This window comes from Streptomyces sp. NPDC031225 (assembly GCF_055570355.1).
Genome location: NZ_JBVIHJ010000021.1, coordinates 11038 through 30479, shown reverse-complemented (window position 1 = coordinate 30479; position 19442 = coordinate 11038). Strand labels below are relative to the sequence as shown.

14 protein-coding genes are annotated in these 19442 nt (G+C 69.5%); 5 read left to right on the top strand and 9 right to left on the bottom strand.

The annotated features are described in order from the left end of the window. Positions 1–145 precede the first annotated feature (145 nt). From ACZ48Z_RS31035 to ACZ48Z_RS31025, 3 genes are all read right to left on the bottom strand, one after another. Positions 146–1084: a beta-ketoacyl-ACP synthase III gene (locus ACZ48Z_RS31035; protein WP_468739200.1), complete on the bottom strand. Its 939-nt coding sequence runs from the start codon at positions 1082–1084 to the stop codon at positions 146–148. Positions 1085–1232: 148 nt separating this feature from the next. Next, positions 1233–1370 carry an MFS transporter small subunit gene (locus ACZ48Z_RS31030; protein WP_020141330.1) on the bottom strand — a complete coding sequence of 46 codons (138 nt, stop codon included), beginning with the start codon at positions 1368–1370 and terminating at the stop codon, positions 1233–1235. Next, entirely contained in the window at positions 1336–2670 is a 1335-nt protein-coding gene (locus ACZ48Z_RS31025; RefSeq protein ID WP_468739199.1) for an OFA family MFS transporter, read from the bottom strand. Before ACZ48Z_RS31025 ends, ACZ48Z_RS31030 begins: the two co-directional genes overlap by 35 nt. A 381-nt stretch (positions 2671–3051) precedes the next feature. Between ACZ48Z_RS31025 and fdhD the strand changes: the two genes are divergently transcribed. After that, entirely contained in the window at positions 3052–3900 is an 849-nt protein-coding gene (gene fdhD, locus ACZ48Z_RS31020; protein ID WP_468739198.1) for a formate dehydrogenase accessory sulfurtransferase FdhD, read from the top strand. 111 nt (positions 3901–4011) lie between these two features. Here the strand turns inward: fdhD and ACZ48Z_RS31015 are convergent, their stop codons facing one another. Together ACZ48Z_RS31015 and ACZ48Z_RS31010 are read right to left on the bottom strand one after the other, a co-directional pair. After that, positions 4012–4539 (bottom strand): isochorismatase family protein, encoded by a 528-nt coding sequence (locus ACZ48Z_RS31015; protein ID WP_468739197.1) that lies wholly within the window; start codon positions 4537–4539, stop codon positions 4012–4014. 19 nt (positions 4540–4558) lie between these two features. After that, entirely contained in the window at positions 4559–4996 is a 438-nt protein-coding gene (locus ACZ48Z_RS31010; protein ID WP_468739196.1) for a MarR family winged helix-turn-helix transcriptional regulator, read from the bottom strand. An 89-nt stretch (positions 4997–5085) separates the two neighbouring features. Here ACZ48Z_RS31010 and ACZ48Z_RS31005 point away from each other — a divergent pair, with 89 nt between their 5' ends. Next, complete coding sequence (locus ACZ48Z_RS31005; RefSeq protein ID WP_468739195.1) at positions 5086–6003, top strand: quinone oxidoreductase family protein; 918 nt, start codon at positions 5086–5088, stop codon at positions 6001–6003. A gap of 198 nt (positions 6004–6201) precedes the next feature. Beyond that, positions 6202–7431: a DUF4185 domain-containing protein gene (locus tag ACZ48Z_RS31000; RefSeq protein ID WP_468739194.1), complete on the top strand. Its 1230-nt coding sequence runs from the start codon at positions 6202–6204 to the stop codon at positions 7429–7431. Here the strand turns inward: ACZ48Z_RS31000 and ACZ48Z_RS30995 are convergent. Beyond that, complete coding sequence (locus ACZ48Z_RS30995) at positions 7367–8383, bottom strand: bile acid:sodium symporter family protein (protein WP_468739320.1); 1017 nt, start codon at positions 8381–8383, stop codon at positions 7367–7369. The two genes, ACZ48Z_RS31000 and ACZ48Z_RS30995, sit on opposite strands and share 65 nt — an antisense overlap. A 183-nt stretch (positions 8384–8566) precedes the next feature. On the opposite strand from ACZ48Z_RS30995, the gene ACZ48Z_RS30990 reads away from it, so the two are divergent. Together ACZ48Z_RS30990 and ACZ48Z_RS30985 are read left to right on the top strand one after the other, a co-directional pair. Further along, positions 8567–9430, top strand: coding sequence for a LysR substrate-binding domain-containing protein (locus ACZ48Z_RS30990; protein ID WP_468739193.1), 864 nt, complete (start codon positions 8567–8569; stop codon positions 9428–9430). A 645-nt stretch (positions 9431–10075) separates the two neighbouring features. Beyond that, positions 10076–11902 (top strand): AMP-dependent synthetase/ligase, encoded by a 1827-nt coding sequence (locus ACZ48Z_RS30985; RefSeq protein WP_468739192.1) that lies wholly within the window; start codon positions 10076–10078, stop codon positions 11900–11902. Between the two features lie 7 nt (positions 11903–11909). Here the strand turns inward: ACZ48Z_RS30985 and ACZ48Z_RS30980 are convergent, their stop codons facing one another. The 3 genes from ACZ48Z_RS30980 to ACZ48Z_RS30970 are packed head-to-tail and all read right to left on the bottom strand — an operon-like array spanning position 11910 to position 19437. Continuing rightward, positions 11910–13940 carry a PQQ-dependent sugar dehydrogenase gene (locus tag ACZ48Z_RS30980; protein ID WP_468739191.1) on the bottom strand — a complete coding sequence of 677 codons (2031 nt, stop codon included), beginning with the start codon at positions 13938–13940 and terminating at the stop codon, positions 11910–11912. Between the two features lie 11 nt (positions 13941–13951). Next, positions 13952–16201 carry an alpha-galactosidase gene (locus tag ACZ48Z_RS30975; RefSeq protein WP_468739190.1) on the bottom strand — a complete coding sequence of 750 codons (2250 nt, stop codon included), beginning with the start codon at positions 16199–16201 and terminating at the stop codon, positions 13952–13954. Beyond that, positions 16198–19437, bottom strand: coding sequence for a glycosyl hydrolase family 28 protein (locus ACZ48Z_RS30970; RefSeq protein ID WP_468739189.1), 3240 nt, complete (start codon positions 19435–19437; stop codon positions 16198–16200). The genes ACZ48Z_RS30975 and ACZ48Z_RS30970 overlap by 4 nt, the downstream gene beginning before the upstream one ends. Between the last annotated feature and the right edge of the window lie 5 nt (positions 19438–19442).

Below are 19442 nucleotides of genomic sequence, written 5' to 3'. Positions count from 1 at the left end.
GCCTATTGCGTTTTGTCTACAGTCTACGGCGTTCGGGAGGCGGGCGAACCAGGAGTCTGGCTCATCACATCCTGTATGCCAGGGAGCCAGGGACAGTCCTGTATGCCAGAGACAGTTCCTGCGTGTCAGGGACAGCTCCTGCATGTCAGGGGCAGCGGACGACCTGTCCGGCGTACGACAGGTTTCCGCCGAACCCGAAGAGCAGCACCGGGTCCCCGGTGGAGATCTCGCCCCGCTCCACCAGCTTCGAGAAGGCAAGCGGGATACTCGCCGCCGAGGTGTTGCCGGACTCCGTCACGTCGCGGGCGACCACGGCGTTGACGGCGCCGATCTTCTGGGCGAGGGGTTCGATGATCCGCAGGTTGGCCTGGTGCAGCACCACTGCGGCCAGGTCGGCGGGGGTGAGTCCGGCCCGTTCGCAGGCCTGGCGGGCCAGTGGAGGAAGCTTCGTGGTCGCCCAGCGGTAGACGCTCTGCCCCTCCTGCGCGAACCGCGCGGGCTCGCCCTCGATGCGCACGGCGTGCCCCATCTCGGGCACGGACCCCCACAGCACGGGAGCGATGCCGGGTACGTCGGCCCCCTCGACGACCGCCGCGCCGGCTCCGTCACCGACGAGTACGCAGGTGGTGCGGTCGCTCCAGTCGGTCACCGCGGACATCTTGTCGGCGCCGATGACCAGCGCGCGGGTCGCCGCACCCGCCCGGACGGTGTGGTCGGCGGTGGCGAGGGCGTGGGTGAAGCCGGCGCACACCACGTTGACGTCCATGGCGGCGGGCGACGGGATACCGAGCCGGGCCGCGACCCGGGCGGCCATGTTCGGGGACCGGTCGACCGCCGTCGAAGTGGCGACCAGGACCAGGTCGATGTCGGCGGGAGCGAGCCCGGCCGCCGCCAGCGCCTTGGCGGCGGCGTGCGCGGCGAGCTCGTCGACCGGCTCGTCGGGTCCGGCGATGTGGCGGGTACGGATCCCCACCCGACTCCTGATCCACTCGTCGCTGGTGTCGACCAGACCCGCCACGTCCTCGTTCGTGAGCACCTTTGCGGGCTGGTAGTGGCCGACGGCGGCGATACGCGAGCCGTTCATGGGTGGTTCCCCTCGTTGCCTTGGGTAGCGGGATCCACCAGTCTGATCAGTGACTCACGGGTACGGGGACACGTAAGGCCACAGGAAACGGGCGCCCGAGTTGTCGGCTTCCCTCACACCCTCGGACGCCCGGGCCCCTGCCGAACGGTTACCCGGTGAACAACTGGGTCGCCTTCTGCACGAGCTCGTAGAGCCCGTAGGCGAGCGGCGCGCCCACCCAGACCCAGGCCAGGGCGATCAGCGGGCGCCGGTCAGGCGGACTCTGGCTGCTGTCGTGCTCCGACATCGGCGGCCTCCCTCGGTGCGGGGATGTGGTGACGGGCGTTGACGGGGCGGACCAGTTCGTTGGCGACGAAGCCGACGACCAGGAGTCCGATCATGATGAAGAAGGACGTCGAGTACAGGTCGGAGCCGCTCTTGCCGGCGTCCTCCTGCCGGTCGGCGATCCAGTTCACGATCAGCGGCCCGAGTACACCGGCCGTGGACCAGGCGGTGAGCAGGCGACCGTGGATGGCGCCGACCTGGTAGGCGCCGAAGAGGTCCTTCAGATACGCCGGGACGGTCGCGAAACCGCCGCCGTAGAACGAGAGGATCACCAGCGCGCACAGGATGAACAGTGGCTTCGAGGTGTCCCCGAACAGCGCGATGAGGCCGTACATCACCGCGCCCACGCCCAGGTAGACGCGGTAGATGTTCTTGCGTCCGATCAGGTCGGAGGTCGACGACCAGCCGATCCGGCCCGCCATGTTGGCCGCCGACAGCAGCGCGACGAAGCCGGCCGCGGCCGACACCGAGACCGGGGTCGAGGTGCCCTTGAAGAAGTCCGTGATCATCGGGGCGGCCTTCTCCAGGATGCCTATGCCCGCGGTCACGTTCATGCAGAGGACGACCCACAGGCACCAGAACTGGGGCGTGCGCACCGCGTTGCGCGCGGAGACCTGCGGCCCCTCGAGGGCGCTGGGGACGTTCGCCACCGGTTTCTCGCTGCGCGGCACGCGCACCAGCAGCACACCGAGGAGCATGAAGACTGCATACGACAGCCCGTGCACGAGGAACGCAAGCGCGATCCCGGAGCTGTCGGAGCCGAAGGACTCCAGCATCTGCGCCGACCAGGGCGAGGCGATGAGCGCGCCGCCGCCGAAGCCCATGATGGCGATGCCGGTGGCCATGCCGGGCCGGTCAGGGAACCACTTGATCAGAGTGGAGACCGGGGAGATGTAGCCGATGCCGAGGCCTATCCCGCCGACGAAGCCGTAGCCGAAGACGATCAGCCAGTACTGCTCGGTGGCCGCGCCGAGCGCCGACAGCAGGAAGCCGGACGAGAAGCAGACCAGCGCCACGGTCATCGCCCAGCGCGGTCCGTTGCGCTCCACGAGGGTGCCGCCGAACGCCGCGGACAGACCGAGCATCACGATGCCGAGTTGGAAGGGCAGTGCGCTCTGCGTGCCGCTGAGACCGAGCGCTGATTCGAGCGGCGGCTTGAACACGGACCAGGCGTAGGCCTGGCCGATCGAGAGGTGGACCGAGAGAGCGGCCGGGGGAACGAGCCAGCGGCTCCAACCCGGGGGCGCGACAGGGGGACTCATGATCCCGGACGGTAAGAACTAATGAGCGAGTTGGAAAGACGGCGCGTCGACGGTATGCGATGAGCGGTATGCAGGACGCGACGAACGGTCGAACCGGCCGGTTTCCGGAGCGAGGTCGGCTCGGGCGCGGACTCTTGAACCCTTGCCAACCCGTGCACATACTGTAGACAGTATTCTTCCATTACCAACTCAAGTGCCCATCCAAGTACCAACCCGAGGGGCAGTCCGACATGCGGACAGCGGGTGGCGGGTACCTGGGACGCACCGACAGCGGCCTCACACTCCACCGCTCTGCCACTCCACTACTCCACCGCTCCACCGCGCCGTGTGCAGGACAATGACATCGTGAAGGTCACCTACAGAACCGGGGCTGAGGGACATATGGGACGAGTCACGGAACGACGCAAGGTGATCCGTATCCGCGACGGGGTTGTCTCCTCCCGTCCGGACACGCTGGTGGCCGAGGAGCCCCTTGAGATCCGCCTCAACGGCAAACCCCTCGCCATCACCATGCGCACCCCCGGCGACGACTTCGCCCTCGCCGCCGGCTTCCTCGTGAGCGAAGGCGTGCTGGCCGAGCAGAGCGATCTGCAGAACATCGTCTACTGCGCGGGCGCCACCGCCGACGGCTCCAACACGTACAACGTCGTTGACGTGAAGACCGCCCCCGACGTGCGGATTCCCGACATCACCCTTGAGCGCAACGTGTACACGACCTCCTCGTGCGGCCTGTGCGGCAAGGCGAGCCTCGACGCGGTCCGTACGACGACGCGCTGGCCGATCTCCGACACTCCCCGGGTCCGTGTCGAACCCGAACTCCTCGCGAGCCTCCCCGACCGGCTCCGCGCGGCCCAGCGGGTCTTCGACCGGACCGGGGGCCTGCACGCCGCCGCCCTGTTCACCGAGGAGGGCGAACTCCTTGACGTACGCGAGGATGTCGGCCGCCACAACGCCGTCGACAAGCTGGTCGGCCGCGCACTCCAGAACGGGAACCTCCCCCTGTCGCGCGTCATCCTGCTCGTCTCCGGCCGGGCGTCCTTCGAGCTGGCGCAGAAGGCCGTCATGGCAGGCATTCCGGTGCTGGCGGCGGTCTCGGCGCCCTCTTCACTGGCGGTGGATCTGGCTGCCGAGACGGGACTGACCCTGGTGGGGTTCCTGCGCGGCAGTTCCATGAACGTGTACGCGGGCGAGGACCGTATCGCCCTGTCCGCCACCGCGGCCCAGAGTTGACCCCGGCGCCACCGCGGCCCAGAGTCGACCCCGGCGCCGTCCCCGGCCCGCGGCAGCGCACAGGCCCGCCGCAGCGCACCGTCCGCCGCCCGGCCCCGGAGCCTCCGCGTCTCAGCCGCTGGTGAAGCGCACCTGGTCCGCCGTCACCACGGTGCCCAGGCGAGGGAAGTCGAGCCGCGCCGAGGCCTCGTGTTCGGCGGCGGTCAAGGCGGCCATGGCGTCCTCGACGAAGACGAGGTCGTAGCCGAGGTCTCCGGCGGCGCGTGCGGTGGACTCGACGCCGAGGTTGGTGGCGATCCCGCCGAACACCAGCGTGGTGATGTGGCGTTCACGCAGTCGCGCGTCCAGGTCCGTGCCCTGGAAGGCGCCGATGGTCCGCTTCACGATCTCGATGTCACCATCTCGCGGCAGACCGGCGACCAGCCCTCCGCCGGGTGGCTGGTCGGCGACGCCGGGCCGCTCGACACGCACGAGCACGACGAGCGCACCGGCCGCCCGGAAGACTGCCGCCAACTGCTCCGCGGCGGCGAGGACTTCGGTGCCTTTGCGGGGCTCCAGGGGCAGCGCGACGATGCGGTCCATCAGGTCGACGAGCACGAGGGCGCTGCGCCATGGATCGAGCGCGAGGGGTCCGGTCATGACGGAACGTTATCCGCCGTCAGCCCTCCGTACCGGAGATCCGGATCAACAGCCTCATGAACTGGGCGCGTTCGGCGGCCGAGAGGGGGGCGAGCAGGTCGTCGTTGGCCTGGCGGGCAAGTTTCTCGCAGCGCTTGAGCAGCCGCGTTCCCTCGGTGGTGAGGGATACCGCGTTCTTGCGGCGGTCGCCTGGGTCCGGTTCGCGCAGGACGAGACCCGCGGACTGGAGGTCGTTCAGGATGCCGACCAGGTCCTTGGGGTCGAGGCGCACGCCGCGGCCGAGGTCGGCCTGGGCGACGGGGGCGAGGTCACGGACGGCGGAGAGCACCACGTGGTGCCACATCTTCACGCCCTCCGCGGCGAGCGCCTCGGCCACCAGGCTCCGGCCGCGGGCGGCGGCACGGCCGAGGAGCCAGCTGGGGAGGGAGCGGATCGCGGGAAGGGGTGCTTCGGCCATGTGGACAGCCTAGCCATTATTCATTGGACTGCCCAACGACTTCCCGCCTATCGTTGGGGCCACCAATGAATTCTCGGGAGGTCGGGTCGATGCGTCGTGTCCGGTACGAGTCCATGGGCGGCCCTCTGTTCCTGGAGGAGGTGCCGGTCCCCGAGCCGGGCCCGCGAGAGCTCCTCGTGCGCTGCGAGGCGGTCGGTGTCACCCTCCCCGTCGTCCGCAAGGTCACCGAGGCGGTGGAGCCGATACCGCTCGGGGGCGAACTGGCAGGAGAGGTGATGCGCGTCGGCGCGGGGGTCACGCGCTTCCGCCCCGGCGACCGCGTCACGGGCCTCTGCTTCGGCCACGGTTACGCCGACGTCGCACCCCTGCACGAGGCCATGGCCTCCCCGGTGCCCGACGACGCCTCAGCCGTGGATGCGGTCGCCCTGGTCCGCAGCGGGCTGGTCGCGCTCGGCGCGCTGGACGCTGCGCGGCCCAAGCCGGGAGACACGGCACTGGTCACCGCGGCGGCGAGCGGGGTGGGTCACCTGGCCGTGCAGCTCGCACGGGCCCGGGGCGCCTCTCGGGTGGTGGGCGCGGTCTCCGACGCGGGCAAGGCGGATTTCGTGCGCTCGCTCGGCGCCGACGCCACCGTCCTCTACACGGACGGTAGTTGGGGAGATCCCGTCGACTACGTTCTCGACGCCGTGGGCGGCGAGCTGCTGACCCCGGCGCTCTCCGCCCTCGCCGAGGGCGGGCGTCTCGTGGCGTACAGCTCGGGCGGCGGGACGATCCGGGCGTACGACCTCCTCGTCGGCGCCAAGTCCGTGACGGGCTTCCAGATGGCGCGGATCGCCCGTGAGCAGCCGGAGTTGTGCGAGCGGTGGCGGCGGGAGCTGTGGCGGATGTTCGCGGGCGGCACTCTCCGTCCCGTCGTGCACGAGGAGTTCACCTTGGAGGACGCGGCGAAGGCGCACGAGGTGATCGAGTCGCGGAACAACCTCGGGAAGGTGGTCCTGCGGCCCTGAACACCCCGGGCCGGCCCCTCCCCGCCGCACCCGCCCGCCGATACCCGATGGACCTCTCCCCGCCGCACCCGCCCGCCGGTACCCGATGTGCCCCGCGCCGCCCACGCCCCATGGACCCCGCGCCGCCCACGCCCCATGGACCCCGCGCCGCCCACGCCCCATGGACCCCGCGCCGCACACCCACTAACGTCCCGACCCGTGCCCGAGGACGGACGAGCGCGCCAGCGGACCGGCACCAGCGTCGGCCTGCTGCTGACGCTGGTGCTCGCGGCTGTGATGGTCACGGTCCTGCCCGGTGGCGACAGCGACAAGAACACCGCCGACTGCATACCGCATACTGTCCGCTCCTGGTCCGCGGACGGCCCGCTGACCGCCGAGTTCGCCCGCTACGGCGACGACGCCGCCCGAGGTGACGACTGGACCGGCGGCGACGGCACGCACTCGGTGCGGCTGCCGGACGGACGGCTGCTGTGGCTGTTCTCCGACACCTATCTCGGCCAGGTGTACGGCCCGCCCAACCCCTTCGGCGAGCCGTACACCTGGCGGGACACCACGGCGCCGCTCGTGCGCAACTCGGCGGTGCTGATGCGCGGCGGCCGCCTGGAGACCACCCTGCCCGCGCCGCTGTTCCCGGACCCGGCCCCGAACCAGTGGCGCTGGCCGGTCGCGGCCCGCGTCGAACCCCGCTCCCCCGGCTCCGACGAACAGGTCGTACGGGTGCTGCTGTGGGTGCGGACGGCCGGCTCGTCTCCGTGGATCTACGGCGTTCCCACGGCCACCGAGGTCGCCACGCTCTCGTTGCCCGACCTGCGCGTCGAGTCGATCACGAAGGTCCTCGACGAGCAGCGGGTCCAGGACCCGTCCCGGCGGGTGCTGTTCGGAACGACGCTGGTCGAGGACGGCGCGTGGACGTATGTGTTCGGGGGCGACGACGGCCGGGCCGCGTCCCGGTCCGCCTCGTCGGCGTACGTGGCGCGGGTGCCGGAGGGCGGGCTCGCCGAGCCGGGCGCCTGGGAGTACTGGGACGGCTCCGAGTGGACCACCGGCGCCCGTCCGCGCCCGGTGCTGGGAGACGGGCGGCAGACCGGGGTGGGCAGTGCCTTCTCCGTCGTACGGCAGGACGGGACGTACGTGTTGTTCACCATGGCCGCCGGGACGAAGGGTCTCGCGGCCGTGACCTCGTACTGGGCCTGCTCCCCCGCCGGGCCCTGGCACGGCCCGGCGAAGGACTTCACCGCACCCCTGCCCGAGGGCCAGGTCGCCGCCTACAACCCGCAGGTGCACCCCGAACTCGGCGGCTCCGGAGGGCTGGTGCTGAGTTACGACGTCAACTGGCTGGAGGCGGCGGGCGCTTCGGCGCAGCTCAACCGGAACGTGTCGCTGTACCGACCGCGGTTCGTGACGCTGCGGCTCGCCCCGGCGCGGTGACCTCGTCCGCGACCGGGTCGTGCGAGCGGCGCTTCGCGATCACGGCGCACACCATCAGCTGCATCTGGTGGAACAGCATCAGCGGCAGCACGGCGAGTGAGGCGTGCGCCCCGAACAGGACGCTGGCCATGGGCAGTCCGGAGGCGAGGGACTTCTTCGACCCGGCGAACTGGATGGCGATGCGGTCCTCGCGGCCGAAGCGGAGCCCCTTGGCGCCGTACCAGGTCAGGGTGAGCATCAGGGCGAGCAGGACGGCCTCGACGATCATCAGTCCGCCCAGCCTGAGCGGGCTCACCTGGTGCCAGATGCCCTGGACCATGCCCTCACTGAACGCGGTGTAGACGACCAGGAGGATCGAGCCGCGGTCGACGAGGCCGAGGACCTTCTTGTGGCGGGTGACGAAGGCGCCGATCCAGCGGCGCAGCAACTGCCCCGCCATGAACGGCACGAGCAGCTGCAGCACGATCTTCACGAGCGAGTCGGCCGAGAACCCTCCGCCGCTGTTGCCGAGCAGGGCGGCGGCGAGGAGCGGGGTGATGACGATGCCGACCAGGGAGGAGAAGGAGCCGGCGCAGATCGCGGCGGGCACGTTTCCGCGGGCCATCGACGTGAACGCGATCGAGGACTGGATGGTGGATGGCACCAGGGTGAGGAAGAGCAGGCCCTGGTAGAGGGGGTCCGTCAGGAGGACCGGGACGAGTCCGCGGGCGGCGAGGCCCAGCAGCGGGAAGATCACGAACGTACAGGCGAGGACCGTGACGTGGAGTCGCCAGTGCTTGAGGCCGTCCAGCGCCTCACGGGTGGAGAGGCGGGCGCCGTAGAGGAAGAAGAGGAAGGCGATCGCCGCCGTGGAGGCTCCGGAGGCCACGTCCGCGGTGGTCCCGCGCGCCGGTACGAGGGCCGCGAGGCCCACCGTGCCGAGCAGCAGCAGGATGTACGGGTCGACCGGCATCCAGGCCGGCCACTTCAGGCGCTTCACGGTGCTCCACTTGCTCGTGTTCGACGGCGGTAGGGGGACACGGCGGGCGCCGTCCCCCGGGACGGAGGGTCCCCCTCCATCGTCCTCCTTCACGTCTTGATCGGGAATCCCGCATACCACTCTGACTGACATCATGATTCGCGATAACCTGGTGCCATGTACGACCCGTCGCAATTGCGTACGTTCCTGGCGGTGGCGCAGACGCTGAGCTTCACGCAGGCCGCGCGACGGCTAGGGGTGCGTCAGTCGACCGTGAGCCAGCACGTACGGCGTCTGGAGGACGCGGCCGGACGGCAGCTGTTCACCCGGGACACCCACTCCGTGGAGCTGACCGAGGACGGCGAGGCGATGCTCGGTTTCGCGCGCCGGATCCTGGAGGTGCACGACCAGGCGACGGCGTTCTTCACCGGCACGCGCGTGCGGGGGCGGCTGCGGTTCGGGGCGTCGGAGGACTTCGTACTGACCCGGCTGCCGGAGATCCTCGAAGGTTTCCGCTACGACCATCCCGAGGTCGACCTGGAGCTGACCGTCGAACTGTCCGGGGCACTGCACGAGCAGCTCGCCGCCGGGAAGCTGGATCTCGTCCTGGCCAAACGGCGGCCGGAGGACCCCCGGGGTGAACTGGTCTGGCACGACCGGCTGGTGTGGATCGGGGCTGAGCGGCTTCGCCTGGACGCCGACCGGGCGGTGCCGCTGATCGTCTACCCGCCACCGGGGATCACGCGGGCCCTCGCGCTGGAGGCGCTGGAGCGGCAGGGCCGGGAGTGGCGGATCGTGTGCACGAGCGGAAGCCTCAACGGGCTGATCGCCGCCGCACGGGCGGGGCTGGGGGTGATGGCCCATTCGCAGGGGCTGGTGCCGCCCGGCCTGGTGCGGATCCCCGAGCGGGCGGGGCTGCCCGAGCTGGGGCGGGTCGACTTCGTACTGGTGCACGGGCGCCGGCTGACGGCAGCCCAGGGAGCGGCGGACGCGCTGGCCGCCGCGATCCTGACGGGCGGCGACCGCTTGCACCGACGGTGAGTAGGTCGCCGGGTTCGGAGGCCCGCCGCAAGACCCCGTCGCCGGATTCGGGTGCCCGCCGCAAGACCCCGTCGCCGGGTTCGAGGGCCCACCACAAGACCCCGTCGTCGGGTTCGGGGCCCCGTGCGCGAGTCCGTCTCGGGCGAAGCCGAGTATGAGGAGAAGGCCTCAGCGCGGCACGCACGCCTTCGCCGGGTCGGCGGACACGCCGGGCCCGAGGGCGGGAGAAGGGACCCAGCACCCCACGCACACCCTCGCCACGCACACCCCCGCCGCGCACACCCGCGCCCCGCCGCCCCCGGTGGCCGTCCCCCGCAAACCGGGTGCGCGCCCCGCGACGGAGTGACACATTCCCGGCCGACGGCGCTGACGGAAGAGGGCACCACGGCCCGGGAGTGACCGTTTCTGCAAGGTCGCGAGGCGTAGTCGGGTCGTACAGATTCGGTGGAGATTACGGCACCGAAACTTACTCAACCGTCAGTTTTCTGTCCGACCCTTCCCCATGTGAGGGTATTTTCCGGTACCGACCAGGCCATATATGAGCACCGCTCGGCTTCGGCCCCCCTCCCGCCGGATGTCGCGGTGGGGTAGCTTTCACGGCGCTGTGCGGAGCGTCACCGAGCGCCAGGGAGCGGGGAGCGGGGTTTGCGCGAGTTCACCAACCCTCCGTTGGCGTTGGCACCCCCGGTGGGCGGACTGGCCGACGTCGTCTTCGAGCATGCCCGGAACGACCCCCTGCACATCGCTCTCGGCCGTAAGGACGAGACCGGGCAGTGGCGGGACGTGACGTCCGCGGAGTTCCGCGACGAGGTCCTGGCGCTCGCCAAGGGACTCCTCTCGCAGGGCATCCGCTTCGGCGACCGGGTCGCGATCATGTCCCGCACCCGCTACGAGTGGACGCTGTTCGACTTCGCGCTGTGGACGATCGGCGCGCAGGTCGTGCCGGTCTACCCGACCTCCTCCGCCGAGCAGTGTTTCTGGGCGCTGTACGACGCCGAGTGCACGGCCGCGATCGTGGAGCACGAGGACCACGCGATGACGATCGCCACCGTCATCGACCGGCTGCCGCAGCTGCACCGGTTGTGGCAGCTGGACTCCGGCGCGGTGCAGGAGCTCTACGACGCCGGCGCCCCCATCGAGGACGAGGTGGTGCACCGCCACCGGCAGGCCGTGACCCCGGACTCGACCGCGACGATCATCTACACCTCGGGCACCACGGGCCGCCCCAAGGGCTGTGTGATCACACACGGCAACTTCATGTACGAGGCGGACACGGTCATCGACCGCTGGGAGCCGGTGTTCCACTCCAAGAAGGGCGACGAGGCGGCGACCCTGCTGTTCCTGCCGCTCGCGCACGTCTTCGGACGGATGGTGCAGGTCGCGGCGATCCGTGGCCGGGTGCGTTTCGGCCACCAGCCCCAGATGAACGCGGCCGCCCTGATGCCGGACCTCGCCGCGTTCAAGCCGACGTTCTTCCTCGGGGTGCCGTACATCTTCGAGAAGGTCTTCAACGCCTCCCGCCGCAAGGCCGAGAAGGAGGGCAAGGCCGGGCCGTTCGAGAAGGCCGTCGACGTGGCGGTGAAGTACGCGGACGCCATGGAGGCCAAGGCCTGGGGTCTGGGGCCGGGTCCGTCGGCGGGGCTGCGGATGCAGCACCAGCTCTTCGACAAGCTCGTCTACTCCAAGATGCGGGCGGCGATGGGCGGCCGTATCAAACAGGCCATGACCGGCGGTTCCGGCATGGACCGCAGGCTCGGGCTGTTCTTCGCCGGTGCGGGCGTCCATATCTACGAGGGATACGGCCTCACCGAGTCGACGGCCGCCGCGACCGCCAACCCGCCCGAGCGCACCCGCTACGGCACGGTCGGCCAGCCCATCCCCGGGATGACCGTGCACATCGCGGACGACGGCGAGATCTGGCTGTACGGCGACAACATCTTCCGGGGCTACCTCAACAACGACAAGGCCACCGACGAGACCCTGCACGACGGCTGGCTCGCCACCGGTGACCTCGGCTCCCTGGACGAGGACGGCTACCTCACCATCACGGGCCGCAAGAAGGAGATCCTCGTCACCTCCGGCGGCAAGAGCGTCTCCCCCGGCGTGCTGGAGGAGCGGGTGCGCGACCATCCGCTGGTCTCGCAGTGCATCGTCGTGGGCAACGACCGCCCCTACATCGCCGCCCTGGTCACCCTCGACCAGGAGGCCGTGGAGCACTGGCTGGGGATGCACGACAAACCTCGGATGGCCGCGGCCCAGCTGGTGCACGACGCCGACCTGGAGACCGAGGTGCGGCGTGCGGTGGTGGCCGCCAACACCCTGGTCTCGCAGGCCGAGTCGATCCGCACGTTCCGTATCCTCGCGCAGCCCTTCACCGAGGAGCACGGGCTGCTGACCCCGTCGCTGAAACTGAAGCGCAAGGCGATAGAGACGGCGTACGCGGACGAGGTCGAGGCCCTGTATCAGGCCTGACGGTCCGTCAGCTGATCGTCAGGCGAAAGATCTTGTCCGCTCCGTCCGCCGCTCCTCCGTTGTTGTCGCAGTTGGTGGTCGACAGCCACAGCTGGTCGGCGCCCGGCACCTTGGTGACCGTGCGCAGCCGGCCGTAGGTGCCCACGTAGTACGCGGTAGGCGTGCCGACGCTCTCGCTGTCGCCGCTGATCGGGATCCGCCACAGCCGCTCGCCGCGCAGGGAGGCCATGTAGACGACGTTGCGCACGATGGCGATGCCGCTCGGCGAGGCCTCCGAGACGTTCCAGGTGGCCTTCGGGTTGGTCATCCCGGTGGTGGAGCAGGTGCCCTCGCAGGTCGGCCAGCCGTAGTTGGCGCCGGGCTTGATCAGGTTCAGTTCGTCCTTGGAGCTGTTGCCGAACTCCGCTTCCCACAGGCGGCCGTTGCGGTCGAAGGCGAGGCCCTGCGGGTTGCGGTGGCCGAGGCTGTAGACATAGTTGCCGAACGGATTGCCCGGGGCCGCTTTTCCGTCCGTCGTCATGCGCAGGATCTTGCCGTTGAGGGAGTTCTTGTCCTGCGCCAGGTCGGGTGTCTGGGCCTCGCCGGTGGAGACGTAGAGGTAGCCGTCGGGGCCGAAGGCGAGGCGGCCGCCGTTGTGGTAGCGGTTCTTCTTGATGCCCTGGAGGAGGACCGTGTAGTCGCTCAGGGCGGTCCCGTCGTACGTCATGCGGACCACGCGGTTGCCCTCGGACGCGGTGTGCATGAAGTAGACGCGGTGGTTGGTGTCCCACTTGGGGTCGACGGCGACGCCGAGCAGTCCGCCCTCGCCGTTGGTGGTGACGGCGTTCGGGACGGTGCCGATCTGCGTCCTCGTGCCGTCCTTGGTGACCTTCCAGACCCGGAAGTCGTCCCGCTCGGTGACCAGTGCGGTCTTGCCGTCGGGCATCCAGAAGATGCCCCAGGGGATGGTCCAGCCGGAGGAGAGGGTGGAGACGGACGACGGGACGCCGCCGTCGGTGGCGCAGGCCTTGGTGGTGAACGTGACCGTGTTGCTCGGCTGGGAGACGTTGCCGGCCGTGTCGCGGGCGACGACGTTCAGGCTGTACGGGCTGTTGCAGGCGAGTCCGGTCAGCGTGGTCGAGGTGCCGGTGGTGACGGACTTGTAGACGGTGGTGTCACTGCGCACGTCGTAACCGGCGACCGCCCGGTCGTCGGTGGAGGCACCCCAGCTCAGTGCGGCGCTGTTCGCCGTGACGTCCGCCGCGGACAGGGTGCCGGGCTTGGTCGGCGGGGTGGTGTCGGAGCTGGGCTTGGTGGTGCAGTCGACGACGGGGCTGGCCGGGGACGTGTTGCCGGCCGCGTCACGGGCGATGACGGTGAGGTTGTAGGTGGTGCCGGGGGTCAGGCCGGTGAGCGCCTTGCTGGTCGAACTGCCGGGCGCCTCACCGATCTTGTTGCCGTGCTCGTAGAGGTCGTACGCCGTCACGCCCACGTTGTCGGTGGCGGCGCCCCACGCCAGCGTCAGCCCGTCCTCACCGATGTCGGAGCAGCTGGGCTGCCCGGGGCGGCTCGGGGCCTGGGAGTCGGTGGCGACGGCGACGCCGATGCGGTCGAGGTTGGGACCGCCGCCCGCGGTGGTGGCGGTCGCGCGGATCTTGCCGGAGCCCGCGGTGAGCGGGACGTCGACGGTCTTGGTGGCCCAGGTGTTCCAGTCGGCGGTGGCCGGAAAGGAGACGGCGGGCGACACGACCGTGCCGTTCACGGAGATGTCCATGGGACGGTCGGTCGCGGTCCCGTTGGCGTAGCGGAAGGTGACGGACGTGGTGCCCGCGGAGGCCGCGCTCACCGTGAACTCCACGTACGAGCCCGTGACGTTGGTGTAGTCGACGAAGCCGGTGCCCGTGTAACCGGTGTGGTTGGTGGCCACCGTGCCCTGCACGACGGTCGCGTCCTCGGCCTGGTAGTCGGTGGCCGCGAGCGCGGTGCCCTGACTCAGGCCGGCGAGCGGCAGGGCGAGGGCGGCGGCGAGGCCGTAGGGCAGAAGTCTGCTGATTTTCACGGATGTTCCCTTCAGCCCGTGTACTGGGTGAAGACTTTGAGGTAGTCGTACGGCTGCTGCGTCACGCCGCTGCAGGAGTCGCCGTCGGTGCCTGAGCCGCAGGGGCGGTCGCGGTTGACGGACCAGTAGGTGAGGCGCCCGATGTGGTGCTGCTGGGCGTAGGCGAGCATGGTCTTGAAGTCGGCGACGCGGACACGCTCACCGGAGTCGTCGGTCTTTCCGTTCATCGAGGACAGGCCGATGTGGGCGTAGGCGGCGGTGTCGCCGTAGCCGTAGGCCGACTTGACGCGGGCCTTGAGGCCTTCCATGGCCTGCGTGGTGAGGGTGCCCATGTTCGTGGTGCCGCCGCCGAAGTCGAACGGCATGATGCACCACACGTCGTTCGCCAGGCCCGAGTTGGCGGCCCGCTTGATCATGTCGACACCGGTGGAGTCGGGGCCGCTGGTCGTCGTGCCGAAGGTGATGACGGTCTTCAGGCCCGGGTTGTTCGCCTTGACCGTCTTCAGCGCGTCGACGACCCGCTGCCGTACGGTCGCGTTGGACCACTCGGTGTTCTCGATGTCGATGTCGAGGGCCTTCAGCTGGTAGGCGTTGATCACCTTCTGGTAGGCGCCGGCGAGGGCCGAGGCGCTGGAGCACTTCTCGCCGAGCTTCGCGCCGCTCCAGCCGCCCACGGAGACGATGACATCACCGCCGGCCCCTCTGATCGCGTTGATCTTCGCCTGGTCGTCGCCGCCGGTGAGCGGGCGGGAACCGTCCCACTTGGGGTTGCAGGTGCCGTCGGAGAGGACGAAGGCGAGCGTGAACCACTTGACGCCGGTCGCCGACATCACCGCCGTGGGGTTCTGGGGGCTGCCCCAGCCGAGGTACTCGTAGGGGGCCACGGCGAATCCCGGGGAAGCGGCCGCCGACTTCAGGGAGTTGACGGGCTTGACGCGGATGAGCCGGGTCTCGCCCGGTCGCAGGGTCGCGCTGTAGGAGTCCGCGATCACGCCCTTGTGCGCGCCGGACCACAGGTCGGTGACGTCACCGGAGCCGGTGAAGCCGGCCTGCGACCAGTTCACGCTCACCGTCGCGTTGCCCGAGGTGCCGGTGTTGAACAGGGCCACGACGTACTGGCCGTCGCTCTCCTTCTTGCTCCAGACCTGCTTGACCCCGCTGTCCACGATCCGCTTGGCGGCGACGCCGTCCCGGTCGACCCCGATGAGGCGGTCGTTGGTCAGCATCGCCTTGTCGACCGGGTCGAGATCGGTCAGGTCGGTGCCGAGCAGCAGGGGCGAGGCTGCCATCGCCCAGAGCGTGAAGTGGGACCGGCGCTGGTCGGCGGTGAGGCCCACCCGGTCGCCGTTGCCGATCTCCAGTGAGTCCAGGTCGTTCCAGCCGCCCGGTCCGGCGTACGGCTGCCAGGAGGCGGCTGCGTCGAAGCGCTTGGAGACGTGGGACCAGTCGGTGAGCGGATAGCCGCTGCCGTTGCTCCCCGGTCCGCAGTAGCACTCCACGTCGCCCTGGGTGCGCCAACTGTTGGCCAGTGTGCGCCAGGTGGAGGCGTCGGCGATCGGAAGGTTGTTGGAGAGCGCGAAGTTGATGGGCCGTCCGCTCGCCCTCAGTGCCTTGTCCCAGGCCTGGACGTCGGGGGTGTCGGCACTGCCCACCCCGTCGATCTTCAGGTAGTCGACACCCCAGGAAGCGAACTGCTTGGCCCAGGAGTTGACGAACTCCTGGGCGCCCGGCTTGGAGTAGTCGATGTAGTACATGTTCTTGCAGTTGTAGTTCTTCTCGGTCTTCGAGGTGTCCGCGATGTCCTTCGCGTGGTATGAGGTGCCCTCGATCGGCGTGTTCTTCAGCACGGCGTTCTTCGCGATGCCGGGCGTCACGTAGAAGCCGAACTTCAGGCCCTTGGAGTGGACGTAGTCGGCCAGGGCCTTGATCCCGCCGGGGAACTTGGCCGTGTCGACGGCCCAGCGGCCGTGGTCGTCGACGACGAAGCCGTTGGAGTCGCACTTCTGCCAGAAGTCGTCGAGGTTGATGTACACAAAGCCGTGGTCCTTGAGGCCACTGGCGGCCAGTGCGTCGGCCTGCGCCTTGATCTTCGCCTCGGTCGGCGTGCGGCGCACGAAGCTCCAGCTGGACCAGCCCATGGCGGGCCGGACGGACTGACCGTTGTCGGAGGCGGCCGCCGGATGGGCGGTGCCCACGAGCGGCACCACCGCGGCGAGTAGGAGGCCCGCCACCGTGGCCGCGAGCGATCTGATACCGATCATGACTGTCCCCCGTTCGCGGGTGTGGCGTACGACGTGCCGATCCACGCCTCGTCGATGCGCAGTCGCTTGTAGCGGGTGGTGTCGGTGGAGGCGGCCCAGGTGGTGTCGACCTCCAGGCGGACGTAGCGGGCGTTGGCGGCGGTGAGGTCAATGCCCTGGATTCCGCGGCGACTTGGCAGCTGCCCGGTCTTGACCGCGCTCCCCCAGGTCGAGCCGTCGTCGCTCAGGTACACCTTGTAGTCCTTGATCCGCGCGGACTGCTCGGTGTCCGCGCGGGCGTAGGCGACGGAGTCCTCGCGCTGGTTGAGGCCGATGTACTGCGCCTTTTTCGCCGAGCCGAGGTCGAAGGTGAGGTTGACGGGCAGCGTCTTGTTGCTGTCCCAGTAGGTGAGGTAGTCGCGGTCACCGGCGGCCTGGCCCGTGTGCCCGCTCGCCGAGGCGCTCGCGCTCACCTTGACGCCGGTGAGGATGCCCTGGCGGCCGGCGGTGGTGACCTTGAAGACGGTGTCGTACGGGTCCCAGGCGCCGAGCCCGGTCAGGGTGAGCACCCCTCCGGACTGGGACCACGAAACCGCTTTGCCGGTACGGAGGTTGGCGACCGAGGCGATGCGGTAGCCGTTGTCCCGGACGCGCAGGGTGCTGGTGCTCGGCGGGGTCAGGACGTGCACGTACTGCCGGTTGGCGTCGGCCTTCGCGATGGTCGTGACGCCGTAGGCGCCGTCGTTCCAGGCGCCGGGTTTGAGGCCGCCGTACATGTAGCCGCCACCCTCAGTGCCGTGCAGGGACTCCCAGATGGGGTCCAGGTAGGAGTCGGCGAAGGTGTTGAAGGCGGCCTGGTTGGCCGGGAACGTGCCGTTGACCTGGGCGGTCTCCGCCATCAGCGCCTTCACCGAGGAGCCCGTGTTGGTGATCAGGCGGCCGAGGGTGAGCGCGCGGTCGACGGAGGGGTCGGAGCCGCCGTACCACCAGGCACCGGTCGACGGGAGCTTGAAGTCGGCCTCGGTCAGGCGGGGTTGGGCGGTGTAGACGGCCTGCGGGTAGTCGTAGGCCGGGGTCATGCCCGTCTTCTGCTCATTGCTGATCATGTCCATGATCGGCGTGTCTTCGTTGTTGTTGCTGAGCGTGTAGTTCGGGCGCTTGTTGTAGATCTGCCGGTAGAGGTCGTGGCCCTCCCAGTAGGAGCTGTCGTTGTCGATCCAGAAGCCGCCGAGGTCGGGATAGCGGTCCATGACCTCGAAGAAGTTGTCGTAACTGAACTGCCCGAAGCCGTCGTTGGTGGTCAGGTCGACGTTCTTGCCCTTGTAGGAGGAGTACGCGGCCGAGTCGAGCCACTCGTGGCCGCCCTCGTCGTGCCACTGGGGGTCGTTGGTCATGTAGAGGATGACCTTCATGCCCTTGGCCTTGGCTGCCGTGACCAGCTCGCCGAGGAAGTCCCGCTCGGTGGAGCAGGAGCCGGGGATCCTGGAGGGCCAGGGACGGGCGTAGCCGAGGCGGCTGTGGAAGCTGGCGAGGACGAGGTACTGCGTGTGCAGCTTCTGGGCCTCCTTCACCCAGTAGTCGGGGCTCCAGCCACCGTTCGTGACGTCGTCCTCCCAGGCGGTGCAGCTGGTGTGGGCGGGGGCGGTGCGCAGGCCCCAGTGCAGGAAGAGGCCGCCGACGGAGTTGCGCAGGAATTCCTGGCGGGGGTTCTCCAGGTCGAGCGGCTTCACCGCCGTACTGCCGCAGTCCTGGCTTCCCGAGACCCGCAGAGCGCCGCCGGAGGTGTTGTGGCTGTCCGTCAGGCAGACGCCGGAGGCGTCCTGAAGGCCCACGTCGTACGGAGAGCTGCCGCCCTGCTGCGCGGTGAACCTGGTGAGCCGGATGCCGTCGGCCGCGTTGGCGATGAACGCGGGCCGGCCGTCGTCCGCGGCGAACTTCACCGAGCTGTCGGTGAACCGGACGTCGTCGGCGTTGTGGAGGTACCAGCCGTAGGCCGGCCGGGTGCCGATGGCCTTGGGGTTGTAGTCGTTCGGGTCGTTGCCCGGCACGCCGGTGGACACGGTGCCGTTGCCGCCCGGGACCGTGATGTCGACGTTGTTGAACGTCACGCCCTTGATGCGGTGGCCGGTCTCACCCCACAGGGTCGGGCTGAAGGACGGGCTGCTGCCGGTGGCCGTGATGTCGTCGTACGTGATGTCGCTGATCGATCCGACTCCGGGACTGTCGCCGCACCGTTTTCGCGTGCCGATCTTCTGCATGATCGGCGAGTGGACGTTCGTCATCGTGATGTCGCGGTAGTGGACGTCGGAGATCTTCGCGCCGTCCATCGACACCATGCCGAGGCCGGACTTGTCGGCGCCGTCGATACGGATGTTCTCGAACCGGTAGTCCGAGAAGTCGCCGCAGGTCTCCGAGCCGAACATGAGGGCGTTGCAGCAACGGGCCGACAGGAAGCTGTCGTTGACGCGGACGTGGCCGTTGGGGAGCTTGGCGCCGAGGGCGTAGTCGCTCTTGAAGACCAGGGCGTCGTCGTTGGCCCTGATGTTCGCGTTGGTCACCGTGACGTTCGTCGTGGAGATGATGTTCCAGCCGTCGCGGTCGCTCGCGGTGTCGATGGTCAGGTGGTCCGACGTCACGTTCTTGCAGCCGTTGACGAGCGCCGCGAAGTGGCCGCCGCGGCGGAGTGTGAGGCCGTCGCCGATCGTGAGTCCGTCGCACCGGGTCAGGGAGATGATCTTGTCGGCCTCGCCGGACTTCGGGTTGCCGGTGATCAGGTTGCCCATGCCGTCGATGACACCCTCGCCGACGAAACCGATGTCGGTCAGCCGGTCGCCGTGGATCATCGCGTCGCGGAAGTGACTGTGCCCGTAGTCCTGGTAGTCGTCGTACGGATTGGACTCGGCCTTGTCGTAGGTGTCGGCGCTGGAGCCCTGGAGGGTGGCGCCCTTGTCGAGCCGGAGCGTCACATGGCTCTTCATGTGGATGGTGTTCTTCGACTTGTAGTCACCGGGCGGGAAGCGGACGACTCCGCCGCCCGCCACCGAACTCGCGGCAGTGATCGCCTTGTTGACGGCGGGGGTGTCGTTGGCGGAGCCGTCGCCTTCGGCGCCGTAGTCACGGACGTCGAAGACGGTGGCGGTCCGGAACGGGGCCTGCCGGCCGGCCGGGGCAGCCGGGTGGCCGAGTCCCAGGACGAGGGCGACGACGAAGAGGACGGTCGCCGCCGCGCGGGCGCATGGATCAGTGGGGGGTTTCAAGGTGA

Bases quoted from the DNA above. Each gene is read 5' to 3' on its own strand.
- ACZ48Z_RS31035 (WP_468739200.1), bottom strand. From the start codon at position 1,084: ATGAACGGCTCGCGTATCGCCGCCGTCGGCCACTACCAGCCCGCAAAG.
- ACZ48Z_RS30975 (WP_468739190.1), bottom strand. From the start codon at position 16,201: ATGATCGGTATCAGATCGCTCGCGGCCACGGTGGCGGGCCTCCTACTC.
- ACZ48Z_RS30995 (WP_468739320.1), bottom strand. From the start codon at position 8,383: ATGCCGGTCGACCCGTACATCCTGCTGCTGCTCGGCACGGTGGGCCTC.
- ACZ48Z_RS30990 (WP_468739193.1), top strand. From the start codon at position 8,567: ATGTACGACCCGTCGCAATTGCGTACGTTCCTGGCGGTGGCGCAGACG.
- ACZ48Z_RS31030 (WP_020141330.1), bottom strand. From the start codon at position 1,370: ATGTCGGAGCACGACAGCAGCCAGAGTCCGCCTGACCGGCGCCCGCTG.
- fdhD (WP_468739198.1), top strand. From the start codon at position 3,052: ATGGGACGAGTCACGGAACGACGCAAGGTGATCCGTATCCGCGACGGG.
- ACZ48Z_RS31025 (WP_468739199.1), bottom strand. From the start codon at position 2,670: ATGAGTCCCCCTGTCGCGCCCCCGGGTTGGAGCCGCTGGCTCGTTCCC.
- ACZ48Z_RS31015 (WP_468739197.1), bottom strand. From the start codon at position 4,539: ATGACCGGACCCCTCGCGCTCGATCCATGGCGCAGCGCCCTCGTGCTC.
- ACZ48Z_RS31005 (WP_468739195.1), top strand. From the start codon at position 5,086: ATGCGTCGTGTCCGGTACGAGTCCATGGGCGGCCCTCTGTTCCTGGAG.
- ACZ48Z_RS31010 (WP_468739196.1), bottom strand. From the start codon at position 4,996: ATGGCCGAAGCACCCCTTCCCGCGATCCGCTCCCTCCCCAGCTGGCTC.